The 18,849-nt window shown below is 40.8% G+C and carries 17 protein-coding genes; 16 read left to right on the forward strand and 1 reads right to left on the reverse strand.

All coding sequences use genetic code 11. The features are described from left to right. Nucleotides 1-4: 4 nt before the first annotated feature. The 16 genes from D0T50_RS12220 (at nt 5) to D0T50_RS12295 (ending at nt 17,412) form a co-directional block, all read left to right on the forward strand. Entirely contained in the window at nt 5-547 is a 543-nt protein-coding gene (locus D0T50_RS12220) for a hypothetical protein (RefSeq protein WP_163223811.1), read from the forward strand. A 74-nt stretch (nt 548-621) separates the two neighbouring features. Then, nucleotides 622-1,044 carry a hypothetical protein gene (locus D0T50_RS12225; protein WP_163223812.1) on the forward strand — a complete coding sequence of 141 codons (423 nt, stop codon included), beginning with the start codon at nt 622-624 and terminating at the stop codon, nt 1,042-1,044. Between the two features lie 176 nt (nt 1,045-1,220). After that, nucleotides 1,221-1,673 carry a hypothetical protein gene (locus D0T50_RS12230; protein ID WP_163223813.1) on the forward strand — a complete coding sequence of 151 codons (453 nt, stop codon included), beginning with the start codon at nt 1,221-1,223 and terminating at the stop codon, nt 1,671-1,673. A gap of 46 nt (nt 1,674-1,719) precedes the next feature. Then, complete coding sequence (locus D0T50_RS12235; protein ID WP_163223814.1) at nt 1,720-2,136, forward strand: hypothetical protein; 417 nt, start codon at nt 1,720-1,722, stop codon at nt 2,134-2,136. A 30-nt stretch (nt 2,137-2,166) separates the two neighbouring features. Then, nucleotides 2,167-2,436 (forward strand): hypothetical protein, encoded by a 270-nt coding sequence (locus D0T50_RS12240; RefSeq protein ID WP_163223815.1) that lies wholly within the window; start codon nt 2,167-2,169, stop codon nt 2,434-2,436. Next, nucleotides 2,426-2,890 (forward strand): DUF4279 domain-containing protein, encoded by a 465-nt coding sequence (locus D0T50_RS12245; protein ID WP_163223816.1) that lies wholly within the window; start codon nt 2,426-2,428, stop codon nt 2,888-2,890. The genes D0T50_RS12240 and D0T50_RS12245 overlap by 11 nt, the downstream gene beginning before the upstream one ends. A gap of 181 nt (nt 2,891-3,071) precedes the next feature. Next, nucleotides 3,072-3,572 (forward strand): hypothetical protein, encoded by a 501-nt coding sequence (locus tag D0T50_RS12250; protein WP_163223817.1) that lies wholly within the window; start codon nt 3,072-3,074, stop codon nt 3,570-3,572. 202 nt (nt 3,573-3,774) lie between these two features. Then, on the forward strand, nt 3,775-4,086 hold the full coding sequence (locus D0T50_RS12255) for a hypothetical protein (RefSeq protein WP_163223818.1): 312 nt from the start codon (nt 3,775-3,777) through the stop codon (nt 4,084-4,086). A gap of 22 nt (nt 4,087-4,108) precedes the next feature. Continuing rightward, nucleotides 4,109-4,504 carry a hypothetical protein gene (locus D0T50_RS12260; protein ID WP_163223819.1) on the forward strand — a complete coding sequence of 132 codons (396 nt, stop codon included), beginning with the start codon at nt 4,109-4,111 and terminating at the stop codon, nt 4,502-4,504. 361 nt (nt 4,505-4,865) lie between these two features. Beyond that, nucleotides 4,866-6,146: a serine dehydratase subunit alpha family protein gene (locus D0T50_RS12265; protein WP_163223820.1), complete on the forward strand. Its 1,281-nt coding sequence runs from the start codon at nt 4,866-4,868 to the stop codon at nt 6,144-6,146. Between the two features lie 173 nt (nt 6,147-6,319). Continuing rightward, on the forward strand, nt 6,320-12,025 hold the full coding sequence (locus D0T50_RS12270) for an alpha-2-macroglobulin family protein (RefSeq protein ID WP_163223821.1): 5,706 nt from the start codon (nt 6,320-6,322) through the stop codon (nt 12,023-12,025). Nucleotides 12,026-12,076: 51 nt separating this feature from the next. Further along, nucleotides 12,077-13,138: a DUF1573 domain-containing protein gene (locus D0T50_RS12275; RefSeq protein ID WP_163223822.1), complete on the forward strand. Its 1,062-nt coding sequence runs from the start codon at nt 12,077-12,079 to the stop codon at nt 13,136-13,138. Between the two features lie 7 nt (nt 13,139-13,145). Further along, nucleotides 13,146-14,255: a methylmalonyl Co-A mutase-associated GTPase MeaB gene (gene meaB, locus D0T50_RS12280; RefSeq protein WP_163223823.1), complete on the forward strand. Its 1,110-nt coding sequence runs from the start codon at nt 13,146-13,148 to the stop codon at nt 14,253-14,255. 29 nt (nt 14,256-14,284) lie between these two features. Then, nucleotides 14,285-15,115: an AAA family ATPase gene (locus D0T50_RS12285; RefSeq protein ID WP_163223824.1), complete on the forward strand. Its 831-nt coding sequence runs from the start codon at nt 14,285-14,287 to the stop codon at nt 15,113-15,115. A gap of 15 nt (nt 15,116-15,130) precedes the next feature. Then, nucleotides 15,131-16,141 carry a DUF4435 domain-containing protein gene (locus tag D0T50_RS12290; RefSeq protein WP_163223825.1) on the forward strand — a complete coding sequence of 337 codons (1,011 nt, stop codon included), beginning with the start codon at nt 15,131-15,133 and terminating at the stop codon, nt 16,139-16,141. A 23-nt stretch (nt 16,142-16,164) separates the two neighbouring features. Next, complete coding sequence (locus tag D0T50_RS12295) at nt 16,165-17,412, forward strand: mechanosensitive ion channel family protein (RefSeq protein WP_163223826.1); 1,248 nt, start codon at nt 16,165-16,167, stop codon at nt 17,410-17,412. Here D0T50_RS12295 and D0T50_RS12300 read toward each other — a convergent pair whose 3' ends face one another. Continuing rightward, nucleotides 17,413-18,849 (reverse strand): sialate O-acetylesterase, encoded by a 1,437-nt coding sequence (locus D0T50_RS12300; RefSeq protein ID WP_163223827.1) that lies wholly within the window; start codon nt 18,847-18,849, stop codon nt 17,413-17,415.

Below are 18,849 nucleotides of genomic sequence, written 5' to 3' on the forward strand. Positions count from 1 at the left end.
TAAGATGAATAAAAGTATTACACTATTATTGCTGTTTGCAATTATGGGGATTAAAGGATTCTCAAATTCACCCTCTGAGATATACTTTGGCAAAAAGGGATTATGGTATATTTATCTTGACTCTCGCAAAGAAGTTAAAGTAGTGGAAGTTGGAGGAATTAAATATGGCTTTTTAGATATGCTAAATAATACTGAAAGAAATGATACTATTGCTTCAAGTAAGGTTGGTTTATTGCTTCTTGAAAACGGAAACTATCGCTATATAAATAAAGAATTAAAGATAGACATCGAATTAAAGAAATATGCTTATACAGAAAAAATGGATGCCAATAGGTATAAGATATTTAGTATTGATGCTTTCACACAAATATCAGCTTTGAAAAATAGATTCAAGAATACTGATTATAAGATAAATAGTCATGAAGTACGTGCTGATTATTTGTATTATCGAGATAACTCAAAAATGCCAGAAGAGTATAAACCTTCTTATCTTATACGTTTTTATGCAGAGCTGAAGACTCTTGGAGAAGATTGTAATTCACAATAACAATGGTACTTTATAATTATTTTCTTTATATGCTTCATATTTGGAATGTGAAGTTAAACAAAAAAAGAATAGCCATGTGTACAGAGAAAATTATCGGAAAAACAATTAAGAAAATACTCTTAGAATGGTTCTATTTCAATGAGCAACCTGAATCAATTGTTAGGTTATACATTGAGATAGATTCATATTTTGATATAACCTGTTCTGAAGAGAATGTATTTATCAGAGAACAAAAGGATGCTCCTATCAATGTTGTTTGTCAGCAATTTGCATATAAACCTATTGAAAAACATGTAGAATGGTTAAGCCAAAGCAGAGTTGTATCAATAAAATACTTAGTTGATTTCCAGTACATTAAGAGGGGTGTCTTGTTTGTGTTCGACAATAATCATAATTTTGTTTTCTATAATGAAGGCTATGCTAACGGAGACAATGCTAAGTTTGAAGTAGATGTAGACCTTAATAAAATCTTATTCCTAATAAGTGAAATGCCATGAATACAAATTTATGATATAGGTAAAGTCACTAGAATGTATCGAAAAGTATGATAGTAAGGAGGTCGGTAAGTTTATCAAACGAATGGATAAATATCTATTGACTGATTGGCTAAATCTAATCGAAATAAGTAGTTATGAATTGGGATACTGATGAAATCTCTTAATAATTGAGAAATATGAGACTAATTTTAATTATATTATGCTCCTTTTTAAACCTGAATTTGCAAGGACAAGAATCTACCTTTAGAAATATCCCCAAAGATATATTGGAAGACTTAAATAAAATGGGGGTTGATGAGTCCCCTGTATTAAATGAATACGAAAGTACCTATTTTAATGCCATTTTTTATAAACCTCGGATGGATTTTGATTTTGCAGGAAAGAAAATAGGCTTTATTACAGGGAGTAGTGGAAAAACAATTGCTGATAAAAAGGATTATTTTGATATGGAACGTGAACGATTTGTTCGCAACGGAACTCCAAATATTGGTATATTGTATGTTTTTAATGACTGCCAAAAAAAACAATCAGGTGGATATGACGCTGTGATTGTGTATTGGTGCAAAATAAAACAAAAGACGGAAGATGTTGTGAAGAGATTGGCTAATTCTAATAGTAAAAAAGAGTAAACAATTAGAGCTATATTTGATTTGCCAAATAAAACAGAATAAGCCTATGATACATTTTTACGACAAGAGCAGAGAGATAGTAATGAAATTATCTGATTTTTCTTTTGACAACGAACAAGAACAAAGTATTAGGTTTTCATCAACTATTTCTTATGCCTTTTATAAAGCATCGCAAAATATAGAAAGTTATAGATTTGATCTTGAAGATCTTCTAAAAGAACTAAATTTGCTCCATGCAAATAAAATTAATTCAGTGCTGTTTAGACCAATAGAAGGACAACTTGAAATTTGCTTTAAACAACTTGAATTTGGATGTATTGCTGTATCATTAAAATTGAATTATGTAGATGTTGATAATTATACTCACAATATGTATGAATCAATGTTAATGATTAATTACGAGATAGACCAATCTTTCATTCCGGAATTAATAAATGAAATAGAGATGGTGCTGAAAAGGTAGACGAATAAACCTCTCAAAAAAGAAAGAACGATGAAAGTTAGAATCAATTTAACAAGAGAAGAGTATGATTATTTAATTAATAACCTATTAAAGAATCACAAAGAAATACTTTCTAAGTTAGAATTCTCGGATAATAAAGAAAACTCCATAAATGTTCTTTTAGAAGAGGATACTGCTTTTATAATTCGGGAATTATCTAGTGATGAAGTTGGACTTCATTTTGATAAAAATTACGAGCCAACAGAAGTGGGATGGATATTGGAACATTTCATTGATAAATTTTATTTTGATGAAAGATGAAGGATTAACATATATGAAAGAGCAAAAATATGTATTTGAGGCAGGGAACAAACCTATTCCCTGTGAAATGTATATAGAAATGTCTGTGTTTTCAGAAGAAGAAAAGCTCAATCTTTCTGAGTTAACCCAAATTCTTCAGATAAAGCCAACTGCAACGTGGCACAAAGGCGATATGATCCGTGATAATCTTTATCGTAAGGAGACCTGTTGGGAAATGCAAACGCCGCGAATGCAAACATCCAGTTTTGAAGAGGTCTTTCAATCATTCATGTCTATACTAGATGGTAAGGTGAAAACATTGGCAAAGTATGCAAAAAGAAACAGTCTTTCTGTAAAAATATACCTGGTTATAATGGTCGTAAATAATATGCCTAGTATAATTATAACGAAAGAGATAGCGGAATTTTTAACTTTATTAGATGCGACAATAGAGTTTGATATGTATTTCAAGTGATCTTGTTTAGAAAAGGACTTGAAGCAATTTAAACAGCGCCAAAAGAGAAGAAACAGAAAAGAACCGGAAGAATAGAAAAAGCAGCAAAGATGCTCAACCATTGAATAAAATTCAGCATTTTTGTATTGATAAAGTAAGGTCCAACCTGCATGGTATCAATTAATCACGTAAGCAAAGGAACATGGTGAGAAATTTTTTATTGATAACAGCGCTCTTTTTAATTTCTTCTTGCGGCAATAACCCTCGCAAGAGCAGTTTGTACGAACAAGATTTTTGTTTGTATAAACTAACTAACGACGCATTAGTGAATGAAATAGAATTATTTTACGACAGTGTGATAATTCCGCATTCTCACAAAAGAGATTTGTTCATACAAGTTACACATTATAATGACACAACAATTTATAATTTATTTCATTTTAAGCGCGCACCAATATCTGGTTCATTAATCCTTTATGCCAAGGTGCGTGAGGAAGTTGTGGCTTTTTGCTTTCTTCAAAATAGAGAGATTGCCTTTTCGAAAGAATTGCTATGGAGTTATTTTTCGGAAAGATACCCCGAAGAATACGACCATTATCAAAAATACAATGTTTCCCCTGTGCCAGGAGGGTTAGGAAAAAGTGAATATTGGGTACTTACATTTGTAGGTGGGAATTTCATTGAGAGAAGAATTTTATATTAATAATTCATTTACTATGTTTTGGACGGCGATAAAATATGTGGTGTTTTCTATAGTGCTATTTATCTTTTTTTGTAGCTGTAGGGAGTCGACCTCTTCTAATATTTCGTTTTATGAGATAAATAACGCAGAGTTAGTTCGCGAAATAAGGCTGTACTTTGACAGCGTTAAGTTGCCTGTTAGAAGTAAAGTTATGCATGTATTTATGAGAGAGTCTATTGACACTATATTCTACGAATTAAGTTACGCAATGAATGCACAAGAGTTAATGCAAACACCATTGACTGTCTATTCTCGAATAGGAGAGACACTAGTTGCTTTTTCTTATGATGGCATTAAGGAGATTAAACTATGCGATAGTATAAGATGGAAATATCTAGCCGATGTTTTCCCCGAAGAATATCATTATTTTAAAGAGCACAATAGTTATCTTCAATTTCCGATAGAACAAAAAGAAACTGTAGTGCTAGTATTTGTTGGAGGGAAGTACCAATACAAAACAAAAGGGGTAAGGTAACATTAACTGATACTTAAAAATCATGAAAAAGACATTCTCTATTCTTATGTTGCTCTTTCTGTTTCTTTCAACTTGCTTTGGTCAAGTTGAAACTACAGAACTGTCAAAAAAATCGGTACAGCGAAAGTTATTGACGGAGTATTTTCTTTGTGTATGTATCTCTGAGGCATTTAAGGACATACACATTAATGAGCATGATATATCTCAAACGGTGTACTTTGATATTCTAAGGTATAAGCCAGAGGCTTTTCAAGAAATTAAAGAATATGCCAGAGCATTTGTTGAAACAATAGAGCCTTCTCCTTTGGTAGACTTGAAATATAAAAAAGCAATCCTTCTTGAATGTATCGAAAAGTATAATAGTAAGGAGGTCGGTAAGTTTATTAAACGAATGGATAAATATCTATTGACTGATTAGCTAAATCTAATCGAAATAAGTAGTTATGAATTGGGATACTGATGACCGCAATTAGTAAATGAAATAGAGATGGTGCTGAAAGGGTAGACGACCCCTTATCTATTATATGTTACAGATCAAGTTAAATAGCATAGCCGTGTAGTCTTTATACTTGACGCGTCAAGTATAAAGACTACACGCTTCAAGTATAAAGAGTTGACGCGTCAAGTATTTGGGGCATAAATACCCCTCTCAGAAGCGTCTTAGCGCAACATTGTTTTTTGGGGAAATAAGCAAAAATGTATTTATAACAGATATGTATGGCGGTTTAGACTACTTTTGTTACTTTTGCTAAGCCTTAAACGCCTGAAAAAGTAACATTATGATAGAATCGGTCAGAAAACAGTTGGTAGAGTTAGTTAAGCAAGAAGTTATTCCCGCCATTGGATGCACGGAACCTATAGCCGTGGCGCTCTGTGTAGCTAAAGCTGCCGATGTATTGGGTAACCTACCCGATAGAATTACTGTCTATCTCAGCCCCAACATCCTAAAGAATGCCATGGGAGTAGGTATACCGGGCACAGGCATGACCGGATTACCTATTGCCATTGCTTTGGGTGCGCTTATCGGTAAGTCCGATTACTGTCTCGAAGTATTAAAAGATACTACCCCCGAGTCTGTAATACAAAGCAAACAATACATAGACGAAGGAAGAATCAATATTTCGCTGAAAGAGACTTGCGAGAAGCTATATATTGAGGTTATTTGCGAAGACGAGGCAGATAAATCGGTAGTTGTTATTTCGGGTGGTCATACCAATTTTACTTACATTGCTCGCAATGAACAGGTGCTGCTCGACAAGCAACAACAAAAAAGATGCGATGACGAACAACAACATACCGTAGAACTCTCTCTTCACGATGTGTACGAACTGGCTACCACCGCTCCGCTTCACGAAATAGAGTTTATTCTCGAAACAGCCACCATCAATAAAGCCGCCGCCGAGAAAGCTCTCGAAGGTAACTACGGACATTCGGTGGGCAGAATGTTGTGTTGCCGGTCTAAGCAAACCATTATGGGCGACTCTATCTATACCCGTATCCTTTCGTACACCTCTGCCGCTTGTGATGCCCGCATGGCAGGAGCGCTTATCCCTGTGATGAGTAACTCCGGAAGTGGAAATCAAGGTATATCCGCTACGCTTCCTGTGGTGGTTTACGCCGAAGAAACAAACAAATCACGTGAGGAGCTGATTCGTGCCCTGATGCTTAGTCATCTCACGGTTATCTACATCAAACAAAGTCTGGGTCGGCTCTCTGCCCTGTGTGGTTGTGTTGTTGCTGCTACGGGTTCAAGCTGTGGCATTACATGGCTCATGGGTGGCACGTACAAAGAAGTATCTTATGCCGTGCAGAATATGATTGCCAACCTTGCGGGTATGTTGTGCGATGGTGCTAAACCCAGTTGCGCATTGAAAGTGGCGAGTGGTGTATCTACCGCAGTGTTATCGGCAATGATGGCGATGGAAGACAGATGCGTTACTTCGGTAGAGGGTATTGTAGATAAAGATGTGGATAAGAGTATCCGGAATCTTACAGCCATAGGCTCTAAAGCCATGAACGAAACAGACAGGATGGTGTTGGAAATTATGACAAACAAATAGAATATAAACAGGCCCTCTTCATGCACTGAACCTTTTTTAACCCTAAAAAAAAGGTTGTCAAACATAATTTCTTTTAATTTGTTGTTAAATAACTGTGAAATACCATTTCTCGCAGTAAGATTTACTCTTTAATTGTATTTATAGAGGATAAAAAGAAACCAAAACGAACTAAAATGAAACGAATCATCACTCTTGCGGTACTCGCAATCTTGTCGGTAAACTGTGTATTGCTACAAGCTCAATCGTATGATAAGTTATGGAAACAGTTGGACGAGGCGCGTAGTAAGAGCCTTCCGCAAACAGCCATAAAAATAGCAGAAGATATATTTGCCAAAGCGCAAAAAGAGAAAAATGCCGGACAGATGTTTAAAGCCTATACGGCACGCACCGCTTGGCAGGAAACATTAACACCCGATAGCATCTACGTACACATTAAACAACTGGAAGAGTGGGTAAAGTCAGAAAAAAATCCTAAAACCCAAGCAATACTTCATTCTCTGTTAGCGACTGAATATGCGGACTACGCGTCGCAAAATTATTGGAGTTTGCGGCAACGAACAGCTGTTATAGACGAGCCTTCGGACGATATGCGCGAGTGGAGTGCCAATATGTTTGAGGATAAAGTGATGCAACATACCGAGGCAGCACTAAAAGACTCCCTGTTGTTGCTCAACGCCTCGTCGAAAGAATACCTTCCGTTTGTGGTTTTGGGAGATGCAAGTGAGTACTACAAGCACGATTTGTATCATTTGTTGGTATCACAGGCGGTTAAGGCGTTGAATAGCTTGCGCTATGAATATCAGTTGGCGGAAGAAAGAATAAATACAATCTATGCAAATGCGATAGATATTTATAAAAAACGCGGAAACGTAGAAGGCTGGTTGCTTGTTAGCCTGGAAAGGCTGAGAAAAGATAGCTATAACTTCGATGAGAAAGCACGAGAAGCGTATTTCAATAAACTAACCGAACTGATTGAGGCTACTAAAGATAAAGAAATATCTGCCGAGGCTTATCATAAATTGGCGCAGTTTTACCGCAGGAAGCAAGATATAGTGAAAGCAGTGGAAATACTTGACGAAACCATTGCTCGGTTCCCGAAGTATAAGCGCATTAATATGCTGAAGTCTTTGCGAAGAGAACTTACTAAGCCGGAAGTAACTTTGTGGACTTCTCGCGCTATGTATCCCAACGAGAAGGTTACTCTGAATGTAGGTCACAAAGAGCTAGATGGCTTTACACTCAATTGCTTCAAAGTAAATTTGCCGGTAACATCGGAATTGGTAAGGAACAGGAAACTTTCGACTATACTTACCAATCATGCTCAGAAAGTTAGTAGCAAGCATTATGCATTGAAACGTACCGGAGATTATAAAATTACCAATACTACATTAGATTTTGAAGCACCCGGGGTAGGGTTGTACATCATGCAGCTTGTTCCGGATGCCAAGAATATTAAAACAAACGAAAGGCTGTTCCACGTCTCCTCACTAAGATTAATAACGCATCAGTTGGTCAATAACCGTCGTTTTATAATGGCTGTATTGGATGCCGAAACCGGTCGTCCGGTGAAGGATGCCACCATACGTCTTTTTACAAACGATAAGGGCAAACATAAAGAAGCGGTGTCGCTAACCACTAATAAAGGCGGTATGGCATGGGCCGATTGTAATGATGCTCTTCGCTATTATACCATAGAGAAAGGTGATGATGTAGCTACAGAACTTCAAAACATTTCTGTAACCAGCATCCGGTTGGGAGGCGAGAAATCCGAATACCATACGGTGTTGCTTACCGACCGTTCCATTTATCGACCGGGGCAAACTGTCCTTGTAAAGGGTGTGATTTATAATAAAAACGAAAAAAACAATGCTCGTGTAATTGCCGATGATGATGATAACCTTATTCTAAAAGATAGTAACGGCAGGGTTATAAGCGAACAGAAGGTTACTACCAATGAGTTTGGCTCTTATACCGCCAGCTTTACATTACCGGCGGGCGGATTGAATGGTAGCTATTCTATTCATGCAGATAATGGCAGTACCTACTTCAGGGTTGAAGAGTATAAACGTCCTACTTTTGAGGTAACGCTCGAAAAGCCAGAACGCAGTTATCAACTCAATGACACCGTGGAGGTAGCAGGAGTAGCTAAAAGTTTTGCGGGAGTAGCTGTTCAAAACACACAGCTTAATTATAAAATGGAGCGTATGGTCTATCGGGGTTGGGGAAGACTGGGCTTCGATAACGAAATAATAGATTCGGGCAGTATGGATATAGCTGATTCGGGCGAATTTAAGATACCGGTTTGCCTTCAGGCAGATAAAACAAAAGCTATATCGGATTACTTGATGTACACCTTTACCTTATCTGTAACCGTAACCAATCAGGCAGGAGAAACCGTAACGGAAACCATTGCGTTGAATGCAGGTAATCGCTCTATGATGCTGGAGCTGGAACTTGCCGAGCGCATCAACAAGGATGATTCCATTAAGGCACTTTTCTCCGCTGTAAACCTGAGCAACAAGCCTATTGAAGTAACCGGTACGTATGAACTCTATCGCTATAGCGACTACGAAAAGCAAACGATCGAAGATAAGCCTGTATTGACCGATACATTTGTAACGAATAAAAATACAGAGCTGTTTGCTTGGCAGAGCCTTCCTTCCGGAGGCTATAAAATAATAGCAAAAGCAAACGATGAGCAAGGACGCGAAGTGGTAAAAGAGCAATCTGTGATTCTCTTCTCTTTGAAAGATACCCGTGCGCCTGTAGAGTCGAAAATGTGGTTTTACCCAATCAATACGGAATTTGATGAAGAAACACCCGCGTCATTTGTTTTTGGAACCTCCGAAGAAGATGTGTATATGTTTCGCGAAATATATACTAATAATCATAGGTTAGAATTCCATCATGGCTATTTTGACGATTCTATCGGACGCTTTGAATTACCATACAAAGAAGAATATGGAAAGGGTGTGACTGTGAATTATCACTTCATGAAAAAGGGGCAGTTTTATACGCAAAGTTTTGAACTGAAGAAGAAAGAACCGAAGAAAATACTTACTGCGAAATGGAAAGTGTTTAGAGATAAACTACGTCCGGGACAACAAGAAGAGTGGCAACTGGTACTAACCAACCCCGATAACACGCCTGCCGACGCGGAATTGCTGGCTTTAATGTACGATGCTTCGTTAGACAAGATATGGAAAAGAGATCAACAGTTACGTGTCTACTATGATCGTTCTTTGTGGAATTCTACTTGGAATTTCAATGCGCTACGGAGTAATTATTTTTATCCGGTAACTAAGAATACACGTCTTGAATATCCAAACTTGGTCTACGACCATTTCTGGACTATAAATGAAGGCAGAATCGAATTAAAATATGTGGCACCCGAATCCTCTGTTCAAATAAGAGGTATGTCTGGAGCGGTAATGAAATCTACTGCCGAAGACGCTATGTCGCGAGCAATGCCGGAAGCAGACGGGATGTTTCTTAATGTAGCTTTTGAAGAAGAAGAATTGGGCTCAGTTGATAATACAGCGGAGGCAACATCTACCCTGCGTACCAACTTCTCCGAAACCGCTTTCTTCTACCCGCAGCTACGTACCAACGAAGCCGGCGAAATTGTTATCTCCTTTACCATGCCCGAAAGCCTGACCCGTTGGAAATTCTGCGGTTACGCACATACCAAAGAGATGTTTACAGGAATGCTCGAAGGTGAAGCTGTAACCAGCAAAGAGTTTATGATTACACCCAACTTGCCACGCTTTGTGCGAGTAGGCGATAATACATCTGTGGCTACTACCGTGGCCAACCTTACGGAGGAATATATGTCGGGTAAGGTTACATTAACTCTTTTTGATCCGATAACCGAGAAGGTGATAGCTACCCAGAAACAACCATTCAGCGTAGAGAAAGGAAAAACAACCGCTGTGAGTTTCAACTTTACTGCTACCGATAAATATGATATGATAGCCTGTCGCTTAGTGGCCGAAGGAGGCAACTTTAGCGATGGTGAGCAACATCTGTTGCCCGTGTTAAGCAACAAAGAATTCATAACCGAATCTGTGGCTATGCCCATCCGTGGCAATGAAAAGAGAGAATTTTCACTCGGTCACCTCTTTAATAATAACAGCAAAACGGCAACAAATCGTAAACTCACGGTAGAGTTCTCGGGAAATCCGATGTGGTATGCTGTGCAAGCATTGCCGTCGGTTGTGCAGCCCACCAACGATAATGCCATATCGTGGGCTTCTGCTTTCTATGCCAACGAACTTGCTGCCCATATACTGAATACCACCCCCAAACTAAAAAATATGGTAGAAGTATGGAAAGCGCAAGGTGGAACGAAAGAGACCTTCCTGAGTAACCTGCAGAAGAACCAGGATGTGAAGAATATCTTACTCGAAGAATCGCCTTGGCTTATGGAAGCAACCTCCGAAAGGGAACAAATGCAACGTATAGCCACTCTCTTCGACCTGAACAATGTACAGAATAACCGTGTTAGTGCCATCAATAAGCTTAAGGAACTGCAGCTGGCAGACGGTTCGTGGACTTGGTTCAAAGGAATGAACGGCAGTTGGTATATCACTACCTACGTAGTCGAACAACTTGCTCGTTTGGAAAACCTTACAGGAAAAGCATTGGATGGCGATATGCTTACGATGAAGCAGCAAGCCTTCGGCTATTTGCACGACGAAGCAGACAAAGAGTACAAAAGGTTGCTTAAACTCGAAGAGAAAGAAGAGAAAGTCAAGGGTATATCAAATACTGCTTTGAACTATCTCTACTTAATAGCTGTCTCTGGTGCGAAAACACCCGAAAAGAATGAGGCTGCTTGTCAATACTTCCTAAGTAAGATAAGTGAGTCAATAACTACAATGTCGGTAGGAGAGAAGGCTCGCGCGGCAATTGTGCTTCATAAAAACAATAAAGCGCAAGAAACCTCCGATTTCATGGCAAGTATCAAGGAACATCTGATAAAAACGGATGAGCAGGGTATGCACTTTGCTTTCAACGATCATTTGTATGGTTGGATTAACCTGAAAATACCTACACACGTTTACGCTATGGAAGCATTTGATGTAGTAACGGGCGATGAGGCAACTATAGAAGAAATGAAACTTTGGCTTCTGAAGCAGAAACAAACGCAACAATGGAGCTCTCCCGTAGCTACTGCCAATGCCATTTATGCTTTACTGAAACGAGGAGACAGTGCGATGCTCGATAGTCGCGGAGAAGTTAATATACGCCTGAATAATAAAACGTTGAATACACTTGCTCCTGCCGATAAGTCTGTGCCGGGTATGGCATACATCAAAGAATCCTTTACCGATAAAAGTATGGTAGGTAAGCCCACCAAAGTTACGGTCGAGAAGAAAGATGCAGGTATTGCCTGGGGTGCGGTTTATGCGCAATATCAGGAAGAAATAGGTCATGTTTCTGCCTATGGTAAAGAACTGAGTGTAGAGAAGAAACTTTATGTAGAGAGGTTGGTGGATAATACTAAACAGCTCTTCCCCATAACCGAAACAACAAAACTTAGCGTGGGCGATAAAGTAATCTCCCGCATCACTATCCGCTTAGACCGGGCCATGGACTTTGTGCAATTAAAAGATCAGCGAAGTGCTTGTTTCGAACCGGAGCTAAATCTCTCGGGCTATCGCTGGGGTGCTGGTACAGGTTATTATGTAGAGGTAAAAGATGCTTCTACCAACTTCTTCTTCGATTCGCTTGTGAAGGGTGTGTATGTATTGGAATATGCCTATAGAGTAAGTCGTACAGGTAGCTATGAAGGCGGATTAGCTACGATGCAGAGTGCCTATGCACCGGAGTTTAGTGCACATTCGGGCTCAGTAAGGGTTGCAGTTGGCGAATAATTCTATATTCTTAAAAATGTATTACCTTTGCGCATATAACCAAGTAGAATTATGAAGAGAATAACCTATCTTCTGCTGGCTGTGTTTGTATCTATTACTATACAAGCCCAGCCACGCATTACATTAGATAAAGAAATTAATACTATCGGACAAATAGAGTGGAAAAAGCCGATAGAGGTAAAATACACTGTAACCAACACTGGTAATGCTCCTTTGGTATTAACCAATATCACTACGTCTTGCGCTTGCGCTGCCATAGACTGGACTAAAACTCCCATTAAACCGGGCGAGAAAGGAACAGTCAGCGCTACATTTGATGCTAAGCAGTTGGGACATTTCCATAAATCGATAGGTGTTTACAGCAATGCCCCCACAGCGCCACTTACCTATATTTACTTCACAGGCGAGGTGGTTAGGCAGGTTACCGACTTCTCCAACCTGAACTTGTTTAGCTTTGATGATATACTCATCAGTGTTAATGAAATAGAGTTCCCCGAAGTGCGGCATGGCGAAAACCCCGAAATGAAGATAACCGTAGTAAATCAATCGTCTCGTGTTTATGAACCCATATTGATGCATCTGCCTTCTTATTGCTCGGCAACGGCAGAACCGAAGACCTTATTAAAAGGAGAAAAAGGAACGATCACGCTCACGCTTCATCCAAGGGTACTCGATATGGGGCTGACACAAACATCGGTCTATCTTTCGCGCTTTGCAGGCGATAAGGTAAGCGAAGAGAACGAAATTCCCCTCTCTGTGGTGCTATTACCAAATACCTCCGACCTGACCGAAGCGCAGCTTCAAAACGCACCCGTAATCCAACTCTCCGAAGAAGAGATTGATTTCAGCAAGGAGATGGCGGGCAAAACCAAAACAACGCATACGGTTACTATAACCAATAGTGGTAAAAGTGCGCTGGAAATCAGTAAACTGCAAGTGTTCAACCCGGCGGTAGGAGTAGACTTGAAAAGCTCGATCATAGCTCCCGGTGGGAAAACAAAATTAAAGATTACGCTGCATAAGAAACATCTCGATAAGAAAAAACGGTTACGGATTCTATTAGTTACCAATGACCCTTCGCGCTCTATTGTAACTATCAATCTAAAACTCTAAAAGCACTATGGAACATCCCGAAAATAACGAAGCATACAAAGGACTTGTTGTAAACAAAGGCATAATACAACCTGCCAGTGTAAATCCGTATCTCAAGAAAATACACCGTCCGAAAAAGGTGGAACTTTCTGTTAACGACTATGTAGAAGGTATACTCAAAGGCAATGTAACGATCCTTAGCCGGGCGGTTACACTGGTAGAGAGCTTAAAGCCCGAACACCATACATTGGCACAAGAGGTAATCGAAAAATGTCTACCTCACGCCGGAAACTCTATCCGCATAGGTATAAGTGGTGTGCCGGGTGCCGGCAAAAGCACATCGATAGATGTGTTCGGGTTACATGTGTTAGAGCGTGGTGGAAAATTGGCTGTACTTGCCATTGACCCCAGTAGTGAACGAAGCAAAGGGAGTATATTGGGAGATAAAACCCGCATGGAACAACTCTCGGTGCATCCCAGCTCGTTTATCCGCCCCAGTCCGTCGGCTGGTTCTTTAGGAGGTGTGGCACGCAAAACTCGTGAAACAATTATTCTTTGCGAAGCTGCCGGCTATGATAAGATATTTGTAGAAACCGTAGGAGTGGGACAGAGCGAAACAGCGGTTCACTCCATGGTCGATTTCTTCCTGCTCATTCAACTGGCAGGAACGGGCGATGAGCTGCAAGGTATCAAGCGCGGCATCATGGAAATGGCAGATGGTATCGTTATCAACAAAGCCGATGGTAATAATATAGACAAAGCCAAGCTTGCCGCAACGCAGTTTCGCAATGCTTTGCATCTGTTTCCTGCTCCCGATTCGGGGTGGCTGCCACAGGTGCTTACCTACTCGGGCTTCTACAACCTTGGCGTAAAGGAAATATGGGATATGGTGTACAACTATGTGGATTTTGTAAAAGCCAACGGATATTTTGACTATCGTCGCAACCAACAAAGCAAGTATTGGATGTACGAAACCATCAATGAGCAACTCAAAGATAGTTTCTATAACAATGAGAAAATAGGAAGCATGCTGGAACAAAAAGAACAACAAGTGCTGAAGGCAGAGCTAACCTCATTTGTTGCAGCAAAGAACTTACTCGATACTTATTTTGAAGAGCTAAGAAAGAGATCCACGTAACGCTGAGTCTAATTAAAAAACATTGAATCATGGAAAAGCAGGCAAGCTACATCAAACGTATAGAGATTGATAATCTCTGGCAACAGTTTAACATCGTGTGGGAACTTCGTCCTGATGTAAATATCTTATCCGGTATTAATGGAGTGGGCAAGACGACTATCCTTAATCATTCGGTGAGATATCTGCAAGAGCTTTCGGGAGAGGTGAAAAACGACAGAAAGAACGGTGTACGTGTACTATTTGATGACCCGGAAGCTACTTATATTCCCTATGATGTGATTCTTAGTTACGACAAACCGTTGATGTGGGCTGATATTACAAGCCGAATACCCGGTAGCCATGTGAAGTCGGAACTCGACTGGCAGCTCTATCTGTTGCAACGAAAGTATCTGGACTATCAGGTAAATATAGGCAATCAGATGATTGAACTGCTCAATAGTGCCGAGCCGGAGAATAGGGAAAAAGCTGCCGAACTCTCCGTTCCTAAACGGAAGTTTCAGGATATGGTAGACAGTCTCTTCAGTTATACCGCCAAAACAATAGACCGCAAACGGAATGATATAGCCTTCTTTCAGCATGGCGACCTGCTCTTCCCGGACAAACTCTCGTCGGGCGAGAAACAGATGTTGCTCATTCTGCTTACCGTACTGGTGCGCAATAACGAACATTGTGTGCTCTTTATGGACGAACCCGAGGCTTCTCTGCATATAGAGTGGCAACAAAGACTCATCGCCATGATACGAGAACTGAATCCGAATGCGCAGATTATTTTGACCACTCATTCGCCTGCGCTTATTATGGAAGGATGGCTCGATACGGTAACTGAAGTAAGTGACATTGCAACCCTTATTCAGCAATAAAAACTTGGCTGACGTATGGCAAAAAGATTGCAAGATAACATCACTTCCAAGTACTTTGACGCGGCTCAGAAACTATACTCACGCAAAGCCCGCAGAAAGATTATTGCCTATGTAGAGAGTTATGAAGATGTGGCATTCTGGCGCTCTTTGTTTGCTACGTTCGAAACGGATGAGTGTTACTTTCAGGTGATGCTTCCTTCTAAACAATCGTTGTCGAAAGGTAAGAAGATGGTGCTGCTCAATACGCTGGATACCGAAAACTTGGGTAAGAGCCTGGTGGCGTGTGTAGATAGCGATTTCGATTTCTTGTTGCAGGATACGACCAATACTTCGAGGAAGATAAATAGAAATAAGTATATATTCCAAACCTACGCGTATGCCATTGAAAACTATCAATGCTATGCCGAAAGTTTGCACGGTGTTTGTGTGCAGGCTACGCTCAATGATAAATACCTGATAGACATTCAGAAATTTATCACGCGTTATTCGCAGACGGTTTACCCGTTGTTCTTGTGGATGGTTTGGTTTTATCGCAAGCACGATACATACAGCTTTCCGCTATACGATTTTAATAAATGGACTCACCTGAAGGGTTTCCGGCTGAATAAACCATACGAAAGTCTGGATGATGTGCAGCGCCGTGTGTTAACTAAAGTAACCGAGCTTGAGAAGAAGTACCCCGATGATGCTGCTAAGGTGATAGAACTGGGCAAAGAATTGATTGATCTGGGAGTAACCCCCGATACCACCTACCTTTATATACAAGGGCATCATCTGAAAGACAACGTGGTCATGAAGATTTTGATACCTATCTGCACCGTATTACGCCGACAGCGTGAAGAAGAAATAAAGCGACTTGCAGGACATCAGGAACAGTATCATAATGAACTGACCTCGTACCAGAATAGCCAGATGCGTTTGGATGCGGTACTCAAAAAGAACGATAATTATAAAGGGCTCTACCTCTACCTGTGGCTGAGCAAAGATATACGCGCATTTCTGAGTGAAGTAAATGCACAAATGTAAAAACCTAAAAAGAATAAGAAAGAATGAACAATGTGATTGAAAAACTGAATGAACTGTTAACCTCTTTAGGTATAGGTACTTCCACTGTAGATGGATTGGATAGATTTATTGTACTACTCGTTGTTATCGGGTTGGCTTTCCTTGTACAGAAGCTGGCTAAAAACACCATTATGCGTGCTATTAGCAAGCTGGTGAAAAAGACAAAAGCTACGTGGGACGATATTATATTCGACTCCAATGTGATGAAGAAATTCTTTGTGCTTATTACGCCAATAATCGTTTATTTGTTTGCTCCGGCTATCTATCAGGGCGAATCGTTGGACTTGGTACTGCGCATCTGTATGGCGTTTATCATTATCATGGTGGCACGCCTTGTTGCCTCTTTCCTCGGGGCACTTTATAATGTGTATAGTACACAAGAGAAATACAAAGACCGTCCGCTGAAAGGATTGTTGCAAACGGTGCAGATTGTTCTTTACTTCATTGCTGCGATTTTGATGCTTGCCACGCTGATGGAAAAGTCTGCGCTTGGTCTGCTCACGGGGTTAGGTGCATCGGCGGCAGTGCTGATGTTGGTGTTCCAGGATAGTATATTGGGCTTTGTGTCGGGAATTCAACTTTCGGCTAATAATATGCTACGGGTGGGCGACTGGATTGAAGTGCCCAAGTATGGCGTAGATGGCGATGTGCTCGAAGTAACGCTCAATACTGTAAAGGTACAGAACTGGGATAAAACAATTGTAACCATTCCACCTACTTTATTAATGAAAGAGTCGTTCAAGAACTGGCGTGGTATGCAAGAGTCGGGTGGGCGACGAGTGAAGCGTTCTGTTTTCATTGATATGAACTCGGTGCATTTCTGTACGCAAGAGATGTTGGATCGTTTCAACAAAATACAAATGGTTTCGGATTATATAGATGAGAAAGAAAAGGCATTGGCAAGCTACAACAAAGAGTATGATATCGACAATTCAGTTGTGGTAAATGGTCGCCGCCAAACCAACTTAGGTATCTTTCGTGCTTACTTGGTGAACTATCTCAAGAATCACCCATCCGTAAATCACGACATGACCTGCATGGTGCGTCAGTTGCAGCCTACCGAAATGGGTATGCCTTTGGAGCTTTACTTCTTTACCGCTACCACAGCGTGGGCAGAGTACGAAGGAATCCAAGCAGATATCTTCGACCACATTCTGGCATCGGTTACTTACTTCGACCTGAATGTGTTCCAGAACCCAGCAGGAAGAGATCTGCGTGGATTAAAGAACTAATTACTTCGCATGTGGATCCCATGCCCAGCTATCTGTGCGGAATGGATAAACCGGTAATTCGCGGGTACCTGCCAGGTTTCCCGGCAAGAAATTACGGAATCCATACCGCACAGCTACGGGTTGCGGAACCTCCTCACACGATACGATAACCATCTTTTCGCCGGTAACAATGGCTTGTGCAGGGTAGAATATGCGGTCTTCTCCTGCCATCTCAAAACCTACGATGCCGTCCATGCGGTTGAAACCGTTGCGCGCGTAGTCAAAAGAGAGATAAGCTTTTCCTTCCTTCAGTTCCATAGAACGATACACTGGCCCTCTATCTTCTATTCCTTGTATTGTATATGTATTGACTAGCGCCATGTAAGCAAGGCGTTCGCCCACTTGTGTCTTGTTGCGGGGGTGGATGTTGTTTGCTTCGTACGGTTCTACAAGGTCGTTAGTCGAAACCATTCCGCTGGCGGGGATGAGTGCTTGCGCTTTGAACTGTGCTTCGCGCAAGAAAGCACCCTGCTCGCCCCAACCGTAGTTGTAGGGAGCTATTTCTACATAGTAAAAAGGTAAATCGCCCAGTTTCCACTCGCTGCGCCACAGCTCCACCATTTCTGCAAGGCGTTGTGCATACGTGTCGTGCTTCCCTACGTTGGATTCGCCCTGATACCACAAAAATCCTTTGATGGTATAGTTTTGCAACGGTTTAAGCATGGCGTTGTACATAATCATAGGTCTGAACCATACGTGTTCATGTTTCATTTCCTCTACAAGGTTAATGTCGGGGTAGGTTTTCAGCTTCCATTCGGGTAGCCAACCTTCTACGCGGGATCCTCCCCAGCTACAGTTGATGATGCCAACGGGCACGTTCAACGTTTGCTCCAGTGTAAGCGCAAAATGACAAGCGGTGGCACTGCAATGAGGCACCTCTTGTGGGTTGCTCACCTTCCACTTACCATAGCAATTCTCTTGCGGAGTATCGGCTTCTCTATGTTCAATATTGACAAAACGTAATCCTTTGTAGTTGCCTGCTTGTGCGATGGTTTTGTTGGCATCCATAATCGGGTTGTTCCAGAATCCATGCAACGGCATTTCCATGTTGGACTGTCCGGAGCAGAACCACACCTCCCCGATGAGTATGTTGTTGATGGTGGTGGCAAATGTTCCGTCTGATAGCTCGATACTTTGCGGATGATAAGAGCCTGCGGGCGTATTAAGATGCAACGACCACTTGCCATTGGCATCGGCTTGTGTGGTTACAGTTGTTTCTGTCCAAGAGGCTTTGGCGGTGATGGTAACTTTTGGGGTAGCTTTTCCCCACAGTTTGACGTTGCTTTGTTGTTGTAACACCATGTTGTCGCCAATGATTTCGGGCAATTCAATACCTGCTTGTGCATTGATAACTGCCGATAGAATTAGGATAATCCCAAGATATAGATGCTTTTTCAT

Source organism: Bacteroides sp. 214 (assembly GCF_010501015.1).
GTDB lineage: Bacteria > Bacteroidota > Bacteroidia > Bacteroidales > Bacteroidaceae > Bacteroides.